The 13,419-nt window shown below is 70.2% G+C and carries 18 protein-coding genes; 14 read left to right on the top strand and 4 right to left on the bottom strand.

What is annotated here, in order from left to right; translation table 11 throughout:
- Positions 1-147 precede the first annotated feature (147 nt).
- Entirely contained in the window at positions 148-1,506 is a 1,359-nt protein-coding gene (gene gdhA / locus TNCT6_RS12135) for an NADP-specific glutamate dehydrogenase (RefSeq protein ID WP_141359383.1), read from the top strand.
- A 113-nt stretch (positions 1,507-1,619) separates the two neighbouring features.
- Here gdhA and TNCT6_RS12130 read toward each other — a convergent pair whose 3' ends face one another.
- Both TNCT6_RS12130 and TNCT6_RS12125 read right to left on the bottom strand, forming a co-directional pair.
- Positions 1,620-2,975, bottom strand: a complete 1,356-nt coding sequence (locus TNCT6_RS12130) for a M20 family metallopeptidase (protein WP_141359382.1) — start codon at positions 2,973-2,975, stop codon at positions 1,620-1,622.
- The gene (locus TNCT6_RS12125; RefSeq protein ID WP_172632882.1) at positions 2,975-4,336 is read right to left on the bottom strand and encodes an MFS transporter; all 1,362 of its coding nucleotides are present in this window, start codon (positions 4,334-4,336) and stop codon (positions 2,975-2,977) included. The genes TNCT6_RS12130 and TNCT6_RS12125 overlap by 1 nt, the downstream gene beginning before the upstream one ends.
- Positions 4,337-4,545: 209 nt before the next feature.
- Between TNCT6_RS12125 and TNCT6_RS12120 the strand changes: the two genes are divergently transcribed.
- Both TNCT6_RS12120 and TNCT6_RS12115 read left to right on the top strand, forming a co-directional pair.
- Positions 4,546-5,319, top strand: coding sequence for a FadR/GntR family transcriptional regulator (locus tag TNCT6_RS12120; RefSeq protein ID WP_141359380.1), 774 nt, complete (start codon positions 4,546-4,548; stop codon positions 5,317-5,319).
- A gap of 117 nt (positions 5,320-5,436) precedes the next feature.
- Positions 5,437-6,795: an aminotransferase class I/II-fold pyridoxal phosphate-dependent enzyme gene (locus tag TNCT6_RS12115; protein WP_141359379.1), complete on the top strand. Its 1,359-nt coding sequence runs from the start codon at positions 5,437-5,439 to the stop codon at positions 6,793-6,795.
- A 94-nt stretch (positions 6,796-6,889) separates the two neighbouring features.
- Here TNCT6_RS12115 and TNCT6_RS41680 read toward each other — a convergent pair whose 3' ends face one another.
- Entirely contained in the window at positions 6,890-7,012 is a 123-nt protein-coding gene (locus TNCT6_RS41680) for a hypothetical protein (protein WP_301184389.1), read from the bottom strand.
- On the bottom strand, positions 7,009-7,419 hold the full coding sequence (locus TNCT6_RS12110; RefSeq protein WP_141359378.1) for a hypothetical protein: 411 nt from the start codon (positions 7,417-7,419) through the stop codon (positions 7,009-7,011). Before TNCT6_RS12110 ends, TNCT6_RS41680 begins: the two co-directional genes overlap by 4 nt.
- Positions 7,420-7,916: 497 nt before the next feature.
- Between TNCT6_RS12110 and rpsJ the strand changes: the two genes are divergently transcribed.
- From rpsJ to rpsQ, 11 genes are read left to right on the top strand one after another with little or no spacing between them, the layout of a single operon-like run.
- On the top strand, positions 7,917-8,225 hold the full coding sequence (gene rpsJ / locus TNCT6_RS12105) for a 30S ribosomal protein S10 (RefSeq protein WP_003948644.1): 309 nt from the start codon (positions 7,917-7,919) through the stop codon (positions 8,223-8,225).
- Between the two features lie 17 nt (positions 8,226-8,242).
- Positions 8,243-8,887 (top strand): 50S ribosomal protein L3, encoded by a 645-nt coding sequence (gene rplC, locus TNCT6_RS12100; RefSeq protein WP_100569740.1) that lies wholly within the window; start codon positions 8,243-8,245, stop codon positions 8,885-8,887.
- Positions 8,888-8,895: 8 nt separating this feature from the next.
- Entirely contained in the window at positions 8,896-9,552 is a 657-nt protein-coding gene (gene rplD / locus TNCT6_RS12095; protein WP_141359377.1) for a 50S ribosomal protein L4, read from the top strand.
- A complete protein-coding gene (rplW, locus tag TNCT6_RS12090; protein WP_141359376.1) occupies positions 9,552-9,971 on the top strand; it encodes a 50S ribosomal protein L23 in 420 nt (139 codons plus the stop codon). The genes rplD and rplW overlap by 1 nt, the downstream gene beginning before the upstream one ends.
- Positions 9,972-10,011: 40 nt before the next feature.
- The gene (rplB, locus tag TNCT6_RS12085) at positions 10,012-10,848 is read left to right on the top strand and encodes a 50S ribosomal protein L2 (RefSeq protein ID WP_141359375.1); all 837 of its coding nucleotides are present in this window, start codon (positions 10,012-10,014) and stop codon (positions 10,846-10,848) included.
- A 12-nt stretch (positions 10,849-10,860) separates the two neighbouring features.
- Entirely contained in the window at positions 10,861-11,142 is a 282-nt protein-coding gene (gene rpsS, locus TNCT6_RS12080) for a 30S ribosomal protein S19 (protein ID WP_018543910.1), read from the top strand.
- 42 nt (positions 11,143-11,184) lie between these two features.
- Entirely contained in the window at positions 11,185-11,532 is a 348-nt protein-coding gene (gene rplV, locus TNCT6_RS12075; protein ID WP_141359374.1) for a 50S ribosomal protein L22, read from the top strand.
- Positions 11,532-12,362, top strand: coding sequence for a 30S ribosomal protein S3 (gene rpsC / locus TNCT6_RS12070; RefSeq protein ID WP_100569745.1), 831 nt, complete (start codon positions 11,532-11,534; stop codon positions 12,360-12,362). Before rplV ends, rpsC begins: the two co-directional genes overlap by 1 nt.
- A 5-nt stretch (positions 12,363-12,367) precedes the next feature.
- On the top strand, positions 12,368-12,787 hold the full coding sequence (gene rplP, locus TNCT6_RS12065) for a 50S ribosomal protein L16 (RefSeq protein WP_009190136.1): 420 nt from the start codon (positions 12,368-12,370) through the stop codon (positions 12,785-12,787).
- Positions 12,787-13,011 carry a 50S ribosomal protein L29 gene (gene rpmC / locus TNCT6_RS12060; RefSeq protein ID WP_141359373.1) on the top strand — a complete coding sequence of 75 codons (225 nt, stop codon included), beginning with the start codon at positions 12,787-12,789 and terminating at the stop codon, positions 13,009-13,011. Before rplP ends, rpmC begins: the two co-directional genes overlap by 1 nt.
- Positions 13,011-13,295, top strand: a complete 285-nt coding sequence (rpsQ, locus tag TNCT6_RS12055) for a 30S ribosomal protein S17 (protein ID WP_141359372.1) — start codon at positions 13,011-13,013, stop codon at positions 13,293-13,295. Before rpmC ends, rpsQ begins: the two co-directional genes overlap by 1 nt.
- Positions 13,296-13,419 lie beyond the last annotated feature (124 nt).

Genomic DNA, 13,419 nt, shown 5'->3' with positions numbered 1-13,419 from the left:
CAGTGCAACGATCCAGGGGTAACACTGAAGGGTCGGCCGTTTCCCGGATGCCCATTCCCGGGTCGGCCGAGTTCCTGCGCGCGGCAACGGCGCCGAGCGTTCATCACCGGCTTCGAGCCGGTAGTAGCCGTGCCAGAAGGGGACCCTGTGACGACCCGACCCGACACCAAGACCCAGCTCGCCTCCCTGCTCGCCGAGATCGAGCGCCGCAATCCGGCCCAGCCCGAGTTCCACCAGGCCGCTCACGAGGTACTGGAGACACTGGCGCCGGTGATCGCGGCTCGGCCGGAGTACGCGGAGGCAGGGCTCGTGGAGCGGTTGTGCGAGCCGGAGCGGCAGATCATCTTCCGGGTGCCGTGGCAGGACGACCACTGCCGGGTGCACGTCAACCGTGGTTTCCGGGTGGAGTTCAACAGCGCGCTGGGCCCGTACAAGGGCGGTCTGCGCTTCCACCCGTCCGTCGATCTGGGCGTCATCAAGTTCCTCGGCTTCGAGCAGATCTTCAAGAACGCGCTGACCGGGCTCGGCATCGGCGGCGGCAAGGGCGGCAGCGACTTCGACCCGCACGGGCGGAGCGACGCGGAGGTCATGCGGTTTTGCCAGTCGTTCATGACGGAGCTGTACCGGCACATCGGCGAGCACACCGACGTGCCGGCCGGTGACATCGGCGTCGGCACCCGTGAGATCGGCTATCTGTTCGGCCAGTACCGGCGGATCACCAACCGCTGGGAGGCCGGTGTGCTCACCGGCAAGGGCGCGAACTGGGGCGGCTCGCTGATCCGCCCGGAGGCCACCGGGTACGGCAACGTGCTCTTCGCGGAGGCGATGCTGCGCGAGCGCGGCGAGGAGCTGGAGGGCCAGACGGCGGTCGTCTCCGGCTCCGGGAACGTCGCGATCTACACCATCGAGAAGCTGACCGCCCTCGGTGCGAACCCGCTGACCTGCTCGGACTCCAGCGGATACGTGGTCGACGACAAGGGCGTCGACGTGGAGCTGCTGAAGCAGATCAAGGAGGTCGAGCGCGGCCGGATCAGCGAGTACGCCGAGCGGCGGGGCACCTCCGCGCGGTTCGTGCCCGGCGGGCGGGTCTGGGAGGTCCCGGGCGACGTCGCGCTGCCCTCGGCGACGCAGAACGAGCTGGACGAGAAGGACGCGGAGACGCTCATCCGCAACGGGGTGAAGGCCGTGTCCGAGGGCGCGAACATGCCGGCGACGCCCGAGGCCGTGCACCTGTTCCAGCAGGCCGGGGTGGCGTTCGGCCCCGGCAAGGCGGCGAACGCGGGCGGGGTCGCGGTCAGCGCCCTGGAGATGGCGCAGAACCACTCCCGTACGGCGTGGACGGCCGCCCAGGTGGAGCGGGAGCTGGCGCTCATCATGAGCGACATCCACACCACCTGTCACGAGACCGCCGAGCGTTACGGCGCCCGCGGCGACTACGTGACCGGCGCGAACATCGCCGGCTTCGAGCGGGTGGCCGACGCGATGCTCGCCCAGGGCGTCATCTGACGGCCTTCCCCCGGCCCGCGGTCGTCCGGTGCGCCGACGGACGACCGCGGGCGGCGGTGTGAACGCGGAGCCGCCGCGAGTGTGCCGGGGCCGGTTTCATCCGGACCCGGCGGTCAGCGGGTGGTCCCCGGTGTGCCCAGCAGCCGCTCGACGTCGAGTGCGCCGCCGGCCGCGGTGAACTCGCGGGCCACCTCGGCGCGCAGTTCGGGGTCGGCCAGGAAGTCCGCGGCGGTGCGGGCGAGGGCGGCGGCGCCGTCCAGCACCGTGCGGTCGGCCTCGGCACCCGCCGTGCACGCGGCGAAGTCCGCCGTGTGCAGGGCGGTTCCGGCCGGTGCCACCGACAGCATCGGGTGGATGGCCGGGATCCGCACGCTGACGTTGCCGAGGTCGGTGGAGCCGGACCCGGCGTCCGGCGCGGCGCTGCCGGGCAGGACGGTGCGGCCCCGCCCGGTGAGGTGCAGGGCGAAGTGGGCGGCCAGGGCCTCGTTGCTGCGCACCGGCATGCAGGGCGGGCAGTCGTCCCAGCGGACGGTGAGCTCGGTCCCGGTCGTCGTGGCGGCGCCCTCGAAGACCCGCTGGGCCCGTTCGGAGAGCTCCGCGAGCGCCGCCACGGTGCCGGCCCGCAGATAGAAGTGCGCGGCGGCCCGGTCGGGCACCACGTTGGGGCGGGTCCCGCCGTCTGTGATCACGCCGTGGATCCGGTCGGTGGGCAGGATGTGCTGCCGCAGCGCGGCGATCCCCTGGTACGCGGCGACCACCGCGTCCAGCGCGTTGACGCCCATGAACGGTGTGGCGGAGGCGTGCGCGGCGAGCCCCCGGTACTCCACGACGACCTCCCGCAGGCCCAGGTAGGGCGCGTCCGTCAGGTCGCCGCCGGCGAACGGGTGGATCATGACCGCGGCGTCCACGCCGTCGAACGCCCCGGCGCGGGCCATGGTCTCCTTGCCGGTGCCGTTCTCCTCCGCGGGGGTGCCCAGCAGCACCGCCGTGCCGCCGAGCGCGGGCATCACCCGGGCCAGCGCCAGGAAGGCGCCGACGCCGGACGCGCAGATGACGTTGTGGCCGCAGGCGTGCCCGATGCCCGGCAGGGCGTCGTACTCCGCCAGCACCGCCACGGTGGGGCCCTGCCCGGTGCCCGCGGTGGCGCGCAGCGCGGTGGACAGGCCGTACACCCCGGTCTCGGCCTCGATGCCGTGCGACCGCAGCAGTCCGGCGACGCGCGCCACCGCGCGGTGCTCCTCGAAGCCGGGCTCCGGGTCCTGGTGCAGGGCGTGGCTCAGGGCGAGCAGAGCCTCCCGGTCCTCGGCGACGGCGGCGTCGATCCGGGCGTGCAGCTCCTGGCCGGCCCCGGTGTACGGGGACTCCCACGCTTTGGCCTGCTCGGCCGCGCGGGCGGCCTTGCGGGCCAGTTCCTCCAGGTGCGCGCGGCCCGCGGTGCTCGCCGCGGGGGCGACGGCTGTCGCTGACATCAGGCCTCCATCAGGGTGGGTCTGGCGGTGAGTTCGGCGCCCTCGGACTCCTCGGGCGTCCGGTGCAGCAGGACGCAGACCACGCTGACCACCGCCATGCCGAGGAAGAGCAGGGCCACCGGCGTCCAGTCGGTGCCGGAGGGGCCGGCCAGCCACTGGGCGAGGGCCGGGGTGGTGCCGCCGCCGACCAGCCCGGCGAGCTGGTAGCTGAGGGAGAGCCCGGTGTAGCGGATCCGGGGCGCGAACCACGTGGTGATCATGGTGCCGATGGTGGCGTAGGCCACGGTGCTGGCCAGCATGGCCAGACCCATGCCCGCCCAGAGGCCCGGGATGGTGCCGATGTCGGCGAGCCAGAACATCGGGAACGCCACCAGCAGGTGCGAGAGGAGTCCGATCAGGGTGACCCGGCGGACCCCGAACCGGTCCGCCAGCATCGCCGAGACCGGCGTGAAGACGATCACCACGAGCGAGCAGAAGATCCCGGCGGTGGAGACCTGCGCCTCGCTGAAGTGCAGGTGGTCGAGGGCGTAGACGGACATGAAGGTGACGATGACGTAGTAGCCGCCGACGGTGACCAGGAAGGCTCCGGAGGCCAGCAGCCAGGGGCGCCACGCGGTGCGGATCACGCCGACCAGCGGGATCTGCCGGGCGGACTCCTTCTCCTGATCGGCGCGCTGCTGCGCCTCGCCGAACTCCGGGGACTCCTCCAGCTGGCTGCGGATCAGCAGCCCGGTGATCACCAGCAGGCTGGAGAGGAGGAACGGGATTCGCCAGGTCCAGCTGATGAGCGCGTCATGGCCCGGCAGGGAGGCCAGCGCGAAGACGCCGGTGGCGAGGAAGAAGCCGACACCGTCGCCGATCTGCGGGAAGGAGCCGTACAGGGCCCGGCGCCTGGGCGGTGCGCTCTCGACCGCGTACAGGACGGCGCCGCCCCACTCGCCGCCGACCGCCAGCGACTGCAGGATGCGGACGACCAGCAGCAGCGCGGGGGCGAGGGCGCCGGCGGAGGCGTAGCCGGGGAGCAGGCCGATGAGGAAGGTGGAGACGCCCATCAGCAGCAGGGAGCCGATCAGTGCCTTCTTGCGCCCGTAGCGGTCGCCGATGTGGCCGAAGAGGACCGCGCCGAGCGGCCGTCCGAGGGAGCCGACGGCCAGGGTGGCGAACGAGCTGAGCACGGCCAGTGCGTGGTTCATCTCGGGGAAGAACAGCTTGGGGAAGACCAGGGCCGCCGCCGTGCTGTAGATGCCGAAGTCGTACCACTCCACGCTGGTGCCGATGAGGGTGGCGGTGGCGATCCGCAGCGGGCTGCGACGCTTGCTGGGACCGTCGGCCCCGGGTGGTCTGCGGAGGGCTGTGCTCATGGACCGGCTCCTTTGCGAGAGGGGGGCGGCCCGTCCGCCGTGGGGAGGGGGTACGAGCGACGCCCGGCTGGGTGGGAGGGCGCACCCGCCAATGGGTCCGTCCGAACCCATAGCCCGGGACGCTATTGTCGCCGCCAAGGGGTGTCAATAGGGTCTGAGTCGATTCCATTTCTTTGAACGGGCATTTACCCGAGGACGGAGTTGGCGCGATGGCCAAGGAGACCCGGGCGGGGCAGCCGGTGCTCGCCGAGCAGACCCAGCGGCCTCCGTCCTGGGAGGTGGTCACCGACATCCTGCGCAAGCGCATCGCGCTCGGCGGCTTCGAACCCGGCAGCAGGATGCCCACCGAACGCGACCTCGCCACCGCCCTCGGCGTGGGGCGCAACACCGTGCGCCAGGCCGTGCGGCAGCTTGCCGAAGAGGGTCTGGTGGTCACCACCCACGGACGCTCCGGTGGCACCAGAGTACGACCCGCCGCGTCGTCCGCCGCGGTCCAGGAGCGGGCGGCCGTCGCCGCGGACTTCCGCGCGACCATCCGTGACTACATGGAGTACCGGCAGACGATCGAGCCGGCCGCGGCCTCCTTCGCCGCGCTGCGCGGCTCCACCGCCGACCGCCGCGCGCTGGTGCGGATGCTCGACGAGGAGGTCGCCGACCTCGGGGCCTATCACCGGGTCGACTCGCGCTTCCATCTGGCCATCGCCGCCGCCGGGGGCAACGAGGTGCTGTGCGAGGCGGTCGAGCGGGCCCGCACGGAGATGTTCGTCCGGGCCAATTCGCTGTGGCTGGACTCGGACTGGTCCGTGGTCTACCGGGGCGGCCAGGACCTGGCCCAGGTCTTCCGGGACGAGCACCGTGCCATCGCGCTGGCGGTCCTGGCCGGGGACGCCGAGGCGGCCGAGGCCCGTATGCGCGAGCATCTGGCGGACTCCCGCGACCAGTTCCTGGCCCTCCTGACGCACTACGAGGAGGGCGACGGCTGACCGCACGGCCGACTGGGCGGACAACCGAGCGCGTGTTGACCCGGAGTACGGTGCAGGCTTAGCTTCAGTAATGGATCCGATGGGATCCATTACTGTTGGCGTTCCCTCGGAGGCACCGTGCACAGCCATGACGAAGCGCTCACCAAGGTGGTCATCGGCCACGTCCAGCACCGCCTGGCCCTCGACCCGGTGCCGCTGGGCAGACTCGGCGACGCCGCGGAACTCGAGACCGCCCTCAAGGAGGCCATCGGCAGCGGCCCCGTGGCCGCCGACGACGTGCTGCGCCTGTACGCCGAGCACATCGAGCCCACCGTGGTCTCCTGCGACAGCCCGCGCTTCCTCTCCTTCATCCCCGGCGCCCCCACCAAGGCCGCCGCCCTGTTCGACATGGTGCTGTCGGCCTCCTCCCTGCACGGCGTGTCCTGGCTGGAGGCCTCGGGCGCCATCGCCGCCGAGAACCAGGTGCTCAGGCTGCTCGCCGACCTCGCCGGCCTGCCCGCCCATGCGGGCGGCTGCTTCGTGAGCGGCGGCTCGGCGGGCAACCTCTCCGGCCTCGTCGTCGCCCGCGACACCGCCCGCACCGCCACCGGCGACCCGGTGGCCCGCCCCCGGATCGCGGTCAGCTCCCAGGCGCACTCCTCGATCGGCAACACCCTGCGCATCATCGGCGTGGAGGCCCTGGTCGTCCCGGTCGACGACCACCGCCTCACCGGAGAGGCCGTGCGCGCCGCTCTCGCCGCCGACCCGTCCCCCGAGGACGTCATCGCCGTCGTCGCCACGGCCGGCACCACCAACGCCGGCATCATCGACGACCTCACCGGCATCGCCGAGGTCGCCCGTGAGTACGGCCTCTGGTTCCACATCGACGCGGCCTACGGCGGCGGCGCGCTGTTCTCCCAGGAGCTCCGCGAGAAGTTCGCCGGCATCGAGCACGCCGACTCCCTGGTCGTCGACCCGCACAAGTGGATGTACGCGCCCTTCGACTGCGGCGCCCTCCTCTACAGAGACCCCGCCCTGGCCCGCGCCGTGCACACCCAGGACGCCTCCTACCTGGACTGCATCCACACCGACGCTCCGCAGGAGTGGAACCCCAGCGACTACGCCTACCACCTCACCCGGCGCCCCCGCGGCCTGCCGCTTTGGTTCTCCCTGGCCGTCAACGGCACCGACGCCTATCGTGACGCCGTCGACGCGACCCGCCGCATCGCCCTGGAGTCGGCCGGCCTGATACGCGCCGCCGACGGCCTCGAACTGATCCGCGACCCGGAGCTCTCCGTCGTCGTGTTCCGCCGCACCGGCTGGACCCAGGACGACTACTACGCCTGGTCGAAGGAGCTGCTGGAACGTCAGATCGCCTTCGTGACGCCCACCGTCTGGGAAGGCGAGACGGTGGCCCGCTTCGCCTTCCTCCACCCTGGCATCACCCTCGACGCGGTCCGCGAGATCCTCGCCACCATGACCGGCTCCGCCAACTGACGACGACGGCAGACCGGGCTCCCTGCCGGCCCGGCCCGAGGCGGTCGGAGGCAGGCGGCCTCCTCCGCCCCGAAGGCATACCCCCAGGCCCGGCTCAGGAACGCACCGCCTTCATGGCCTCGTCCAGGACGGTGCTCGGCTCCCGCAGGGCTTCCCCGGCCGCGGCCGGGTCCTCGTGCTCCGGATTGACGTACGCCGTGGAGAGCCGACGCCTCAACGGTGCGTCCCGCAGAGCGCCGTGGCCAGGCGGGACAGCAGCTTGGCGTAGACGGTGACCGCCGCCGCGACGATCGTCGGGACGACGGCCAGGGCCAGGAAGCCGAGGAGGGCCGGCCACTGGCGCAGTTCGCTGCGGCAGACGGAGCTGTTGGGCTGGAAGGGGGCGAGCAGCGGCCCCTCGCAGCGCGGGTCGCTGGTGGAGTCCCAGGGGGAGGCGTCGGGGCCGTACGAGGAGACCATCAGGACCACGAGGACGCCCCACATCGCCAGCGCGACCATCACCCAGGCGATCGACCACTTCTCCATGCGCTCGGCGTCCCGGAGCACCCCCTCGGCCCCGCCGCCCCTCGGCGTCCCGCCGGCACCTGCCGGCTCCCCGGTGCCCTTCACGTCGGCTGCCGTCACCCTGTCCCCCTCGTGTCGGTGTGCGTGTGTTCCGTCGCCGCCCGGCCCCAGCCCTGTGATCGCCGACCACGCCGCCGGGCGGCCGCTGGTTTGACCTGCGTCACCTGCGGGGTAATATCCCCGGCTCGATTGGCCAGGCCCCCGCCCACTGTGGCAGACTGTCCGAGTTGCTCGGTCGAGCGTTGATGCCGCGCGCCTCCCGCCGGGAGGACTGGAAGCGAGTCCCACGGTACTCGTCGCCCTAACTGCCTCATGGCAGCGCTGGGGCGGACGTACGGGAATCTTCCGGGAAGCGTGGGTGCGACATCGGCCAGGCACCCGGTGGGCCTTCGCCCCCGGCTCGCGGTACCGGTAGGGCCGTGTGCAATCCCGAAGGATGTTCGAACAAGGGGCATCCATGTCAGCGGGAGCGCGACACGCCCGACCGCGTGGGTCGGAGAAGGTCGAGGGGACATCGGGTTCCGGAGCGTATAAAGAGACAGGACTACGGAGTAGCCATGGCGGGACAGAAGATCCGCATCCGGCTCAAGGCCTACGACCACGAGGTCATCGATTCGTCGGCGAAGAAGATCGTCGAGACGGTGACCCGTACTGGTGCGTCGGTCGCGGGCCCGGTGCCGCTGCCCACTGAGAAGAACGTGTACTGCGTCATCAAGTCGCCGCACAAGTACAAGGACTCGCGCGAGCACTTCGAGATGCGCACGCACAAGCGCCTGATCGACATCCTCGACCCGACCCCCAAGACCGTTGACTCTCTGATGCGACTCGACCTCCCGGCCGGTGTCGACATCGAGATCAAGCTCTGAGGCCGGTGATCTGAGAGATGACCAAGCAGATCAAGGGAATCCTGGGCGAGAAGCTCGGCATGACGCAGGTCTGGGACGAGAACAACCGTGTCGTCCCGGTGACCGTCGTCAAGGCCGGCCCCAACGTCGTCACCCAGGTTCGTACGAACGACGTCGACGGCTACGAGTCGGTCCAGATCGCCTTCGGCGAGATCGACCCGCGCAAGGTGAACAAGCCCCTCAAGGGCCACTTCGCGAAGGCCGACGTCACCCCCCGTCGTCACCTCGTCGAGATCCGCACCGCGGACGCCGCCGAGTACACCCTCGGCCAGCAGATCACCGCTGAGGTGTTCGAGGCCGGCGTGAAGGTCGACGTCACCGGCAAGAGCAAGGGCAAGGGCTTCGCCGGCGTCATGAAGCGCCACAACTTCCGTGGCCTCGGCGCCGGGCACGGCACCCAGCGCAAGCACCGCTCGCCCGGTTCCATCGGCGGCTGCGCCACGCCGGGTCGTGTGTTCAAGGGCCTCCGCATGGCGGGTCGCATGGGCAACGAGCGGGTCACCACCCAGAACCTGACCGTCCACGCCGTTGACGCGGAGAAGGGTCTGCTGCTCATCAAGGGCGCGGTTCCCGGTCCGAACGGCGGCCTCGTCCTGGTCCGCACCGCGGCCAAGGGGGCCTGAGGTAACCGATGAGCACTGTTGACATCCTTTCGCCGGCGGGCGAGAAGGCCGGTACCGTCGAGCTCCCCGCGGAGATCTTCGGCGTTGAGAAGGTCAGCGTCCCGCTGATCCACCAGGTCGTCGTCGCGCAGCTGGCCGCGGCCCGTCAGGGCACGCACAAGACCAAGACCCGTGGCGAGGTCCGCGGCGGTGGCAAGAAGCCGTACCGCCAGAAGGGCACCGGTCGCGCCCGTCAGGGTTCGACCCGCGCGCCGCAGTTCGCCGGTGGTGGCGTCGTCCACGGCCCGCAGCCGCGTGACTACTCCCAGCGGACCCCGAAGAAGATGAAGGCCGCGGCCCTGCGCCACGCCCTCACCGACCGGGCCCGCCACAACCGCATCCACGTCGTCTCCGGCGTGGTCGAGGGTGAGGCCGCCTCCACCAAGGCCGCCCGGACGCTGTTCGGCAAGATCTCGGAGCGCAAGAACCTGCTCCTGGTCGTCGACCGCGCCGACGAGGCCGCGTGGCTGTCCGCCCGCAACCTGCCCCAGGTCCACATCCTGGAGCCGGGCCAGCTGAACACGTACGACGTTCTCGTCTCGGACGACGTGGTCTTCACCAAGGCCGCTTTCGAGTCCTTCGTCGCCGGCCCGCAGGCCAACGACACCGAAGGGAGCGAGGTCTGATGGCCATCCGTCACCCCGCTATCGCCTCGAAGGCCGCCAAGGCCGCCAAGGCCGCGCGCGTCGCCAAGGCGCGTCGCCACGCCACCGAGGGCAAGAACACCGTCGAGACCCCGCTGAGCAAGTCGTACACGGACCTCCGTGACGTCCTGCTGAAGCCGGTCGTCTCGGAGAAGAGCTACGCGCTCCTCGACGAGAACAAGTACACGTTCATCGTCGACCCGAACGCCAACAAGACCCAGATCAAGCAGGCCGTCCAGGCGGTCTTCGACGTCAAGGTCACCGGGGTCAACACGATCAACCGCCAGGGCAAGCGCAAGCGGACCAAGACCGGCTTCGGTCAGCGTGCCGCCACCAAGCGAGCGATCGTGACCCTCGCCGAGGGCGACCGTATCGACATCTTCGGCGGTCCGACCGCCTGAGGGCGGTCCGGATCGTCCGATATCGGACGAGGACTGAGAAATGGGAATCCGCAAGTACAAGCCGACTACGCCGGGCCGTCGTGGCGCCAGCGTCGCCGACTTCGTCGAGGTCACGCGGTCCACGCCGGAGAAGTCGCTGGTCCGTCCTCTGCACAGCAAGGGCGGCCGTAACAATTCCGGTCGTGTGACCGTTCGCCACCAGGGTGGCGGACACAAGCGCGCCTACCGCGTGATCGACTTCCGTCGTCACGACAAGGACGGCGTGCCGGCGAAGGTCGCGCACATCGAGTACGACCCCAACCGCACCGCGCGCATCGCGCTGCTGCACTACGCCGACGGCGAGAAGCGCTACATCCTCGCGCCGCGCGGCCTGTCGCAGGGCGACCGCGTCGAGAACGGCCCCGCGGCCGACATCAAGCCGGGCAACAACCTGGCGCTCCGCAACATCCCGGTCGGTACCACGATCCACGCGATCGAGCTCCGTCCCGGTGGCGGTGCCAAGTTCGCCCGCTCCGCCGGTGCCTCCGTGCAGCTGCTCGCGAAGGAGGGCTCGATGGCCCACCTCCGCATGCCCTCCGGTGAGATCCGCCTGGTCGACCAGCGCTGCCGCGCCACGGTCGGCGAGGTCGGCAACGCCGAGCAGAGCAACATCAACTGGGGCAAGGCCGGCCGCAAGCGGTGGCTGGGCGTCCGCCCGTCCGTCCGTGGTGTGGTCATGAACCCGGTGGACCACCCGCACGGTGGTGGTGAGGGCCGGACCTCCGGTGGCCGCCACCCGGTGTCCCCGTGGGGCAAGAAGGAAGGCCGTACTCGTTCGCCCAAGAAGGCGTCGAACAAGTACATCGTCCGCCGCCGCAAGACGAACAAGAAGCGCTAAGGACGGGTTGAGATGCCTCGTAGCCTGAAGAAGGGGCCCTTCGTCGACGACCACCTGATCAAGAAGGTGGACGCCCAGAACGAAGCCGGCACCAAGAACGTCATCAAGACCTGGTCCCGCCGCTCGATGATCATCCCGGCCATGCTGGGCCACACGCTGGCGGTGCACAACGGCAAGACCCACATCCCGGTGTTCGTCACCGAGTCGATGGTCGGCCACAAGCTCGGCGAGTTCTCGCCGACGCGCACCTTCCGGGGTCACGTCAAGGATGACCGGAAGTCGAAGCGCCGCTAAAGCGGATCGCATTCAGACACGTAAGTAACTGAAGGGACAACCATGGAAGCCAGGGCCCAGGCGCGGTACATCCGCGTCACGCCCATGAAGGCCCGCCGCGTGGTGGACCTCATCCGTGGCATGGACGCCACGGAGGCCCAGGCCGTCCTGCGATTCGCTCCGCAGGCTGCCTCGGTTCCGGTTGGCAAGGTGCTCGACAGCGCCATCGCCAACGCCGCGCACAACTACGACCACTCCGACGTCGACTCGCTGTTCATCGCCGAGGCGTACGTCGACGAGGGCCCGACCCTGAAGCGGTTCCGTCCGCGTGCCCAGGGCCGTGCCTACCGGATCCGCAAGCGGACCAGCCACATCACCGTGGTCGTCAGCAGCAAGGAAGGAACCCGGTAATGGGCCAGAAGGTAAACCCGCATGGGTTCCGGCTCGGTGTCACGACCGACTTCAAGTCGCGTTGGTACGCCGACAAGCTGTACAAGGACTACGTCAAGGAAGACGTCGCCATCCGTCGGATGATGACGTCCGGCATGGAGCGCGCCGGCATCTCCAAGGTGGAGATCGAGCGCACCCGTGACCGTGTCCGCGTGGACATCCACACCGCGCGTCCGGGCATCGTCATCGGCCGCCGTGGCGCCGAGGCCGACCGCATCCGCGGCGACCTCGAGAAGCTCACGGGCAAGCAGGTCCAGCTGAACATCCTCGAGGTCAAGAACCCCGAGACGGATGCTCAGCTGGTGGCCCAGGCCGTTGCCGAGCAGCTCTCCTCCCGCGTCTCCTTCCGCCGTGCCATGCGCAAGAGCATGCAGTCGGCGATGAAGGCCGGCGCCAAGGGCATCAAGATCCAGTGCGGTGGCCGCCTCGGCGGCGCCGAGATGTCCCGCTCGGAGTTCTACCGCGAGGGCCGTGTGCCCCTGCACACGCTCCGCGCGAACGTGGACTACGGCTTCTTCGAGGCCAAGACGACCTTCGGCCGCATCGGTGTGAAGGTCTGGATCTACAAGGGCGACGTCAAGAACATCGCCGAGGTCCGCGCCGAGAACGCCGCCGCCCGTGCGGGCAACCGCCCGGCCCGTGGTGGCGCCGACCGCCCGGCCCGTGGTGGCCGCGGTGGCGAGCGGCGCGGTCGCAAGCCGCAGCAGCAGTCGGCTCCGGCCGCCGAGGCCCCCAAGGCCGACGCTCCGGCCGCTGCCGCTCCGGCTGAGAGCACCGGAACGGAGGCCTGACCGAAATGCTGATCCCCCGTAGGGTCAAGCACCGCAAGCAGCACCACCCGAAGCGCAACGGTATGTCCAAGGGTGGAACGCAGGTTGCGTTCGGCGAGTACGGCATCCAGGCGCTGACCCCGGCCTACGTGACGAACCGCCAGATCGAGGCGGCTCGTATCGCGATGACCCGCCACATCAAGCGTGGCGGCAAGGTCTGGATCAACATCTACCCGGACCGTCCGCTGACCAAGAAGCCCGCCGAGACCCGCATGGGTTCCGGTAAGGGTTCGCCGGAGTGGTGGATCGCGAACGTCAAGCCCGGCCGGGTGATGTTCGAGCTGTCCTACCCGAACGAGAAGATCGCCCGTGAGGCGCTGACCCGTGCGGCCCACAAGCTGCCGATGAAGTGCCGGATCGTCAAGCGCGAGGCAGGTGAAGCGTGATGTCGGCCGGTACCAAGACGTCCGAGCTGCGCGAGCTGGGCAACGAGGAGCTTCTGGGCAAGCTCCGCGAGGCCAAGGAAGAGCTGTTCAACCTCCGTTTCCAGGCGGCGACCGGGCAGCTCGAGAACCACGGCCGTCTCAAGGCGGTCCGCAAGGACATCGCGCGGATCTACACCCTGATGCGCGAGCGTGAGCTGGGCATCGAAACGGTGGAGAACGCCTGATGAGCGAGAAGAACGTGACTGAGAACGCAGAGGCGCGCGGCTTCCGCAAGACCCGTGAGGGTCTCGTCGTCAGCGACAAGATGGACAAGACCGTCGTCGTCGCCGTCGAGGACCGTGTCAAGCACGCGCTGTACGGCAAGGTCATCCGCCGTACCGAGAAGCTCAAGGCGCACGACGAGCAGAACGCCGCGGGTATCGGCGACCGCGTCCTCCTGATGGAGACCCGGCCGCTGTCCGCGACGAAGCGCTGGCGCGTCGTCGAGATCCTCGAGAAGGCGAAGTAAGAAGCGGGGGCACCGCCCCCGCTGACCCCCGCTGGGGGCTCCGCCCCCGGGCACCGGCCCGGAACCGGCGAAGTCCCCGGCGCGGGTTTCCGCCTCCAGAGGTACAAGTAATTTCCTGCGGGAG

This window comes from Streptomyces sp. 6-11-2, assembly GCF_006540305.1.
In the GTDB taxonomy this organism is placed as follows: Bacteria; Actinomycetota; Actinomycetes; order Streptomycetales; family Streptomycetaceae; genus Streptomyces.
The sequence above is the reverse complement of the archived record's forward strand: the minus strand, read 5'-3'. Positions and strand labels throughout refer to the sequence as shown.

What these genes read in the sequence shown, in the direction of transcription:
- rpsC (WP_100569745.1), top strand. Translation starts at nt 11,532, where the DNA reads ATGGGCCAGAAGGTAAACCCGCATGGGTTCCGGCTCGGTGTCACGACC.
- rpsS (WP_018543910.1), top strand. Translation starts at nt 10,861, where the DNA reads ATGCCTCGTAGCCTGAAGAAGGGGCCCTTCGTCGACGACCACCTGATC.
- rpmC (WP_141359373.1), top strand. Translation starts at nt 12,787, where the DNA reads ATGTCGGCCGGTACCAAGACGTCCGAGCTGCGCGAGCTGGGCAACGAG.
- rplW (WP_141359376.1), top strand. Translation starts at nt 9,552, where the DNA reads ATGGCCATCCGTCACCCCGCTATCGCCTCGAAGGCCGCCAAGGCCGCC.
- rplD (WP_141359377.1), top strand. Translation starts at nt 8,896, where the DNA reads ATGAGCACTGTTGACATCCTTTCGCCGGCGGGCGAGAAGGCCGGTACC.
- rplV (WP_141359374.1), top strand. Translation starts at nt 11,185, where the DNA reads ATGGAAGCCAGGGCCCAGGCGCGGTACATCCGCGTCACGCCCATGAAG.
- TNCT6_RS12120 (WP_141359380.1), top strand. Translation starts at nt 4,546, where the DNA reads ATGGCCAAGGAGACCCGGGCGGGGCAGCCGGTGCTCGCCGAGCAGACC.
- rplC (WP_100569740.1), top strand. Translation starts at nt 8,243, where the DNA reads ATGACCAAGCAGATCAAGGGAATCCTGGGCGAGAAGCTCGGCATGACG.
- TNCT6_RS12125 (WP_172632882.1), bottom strand. Translation starts at nt 4,336, where the DNA reads ATGAGCACAGCCCTCCGCAGACCACCCGGGGCCGACGGTCCCAGCAAG.
- rpsJ (WP_003948644.1), top strand. Translation starts at nt 7,917, where the DNA reads ATGGCGGGACAGAAGATCCGCATCCGGCTCAAGGCCTACGACCACGAG.
- TNCT6_RS12130 (WP_141359382.1), bottom strand. Translation starts at nt 2,975, where the DNA reads ATGTCAGCGACAGCCGTCGCCCCCGCGGCGAGCACCGCGGGCCGCGCG.
- rpsQ (WP_141359372.1), top strand. Translation starts at nt 13,011, where the DNA reads ATGAGCGAGAAGAACGTGACTGAGAACGCAGAGGCGCGCGGCTTCCGC.
- rplP (WP_009190136.1), top strand. Translation starts at nt 12,368, where the DNA reads ATGCTGATCCCCCGTAGGGTCAAGCACCGCAAGCAGCACCACCCGAAG.
- rplB (WP_141359375.1), top strand. Translation starts at nt 10,012, where the DNA reads ATGGGAATCCGCAAGTACAAGCCGACTACGCCGGGCCGTCGTGGCGCC.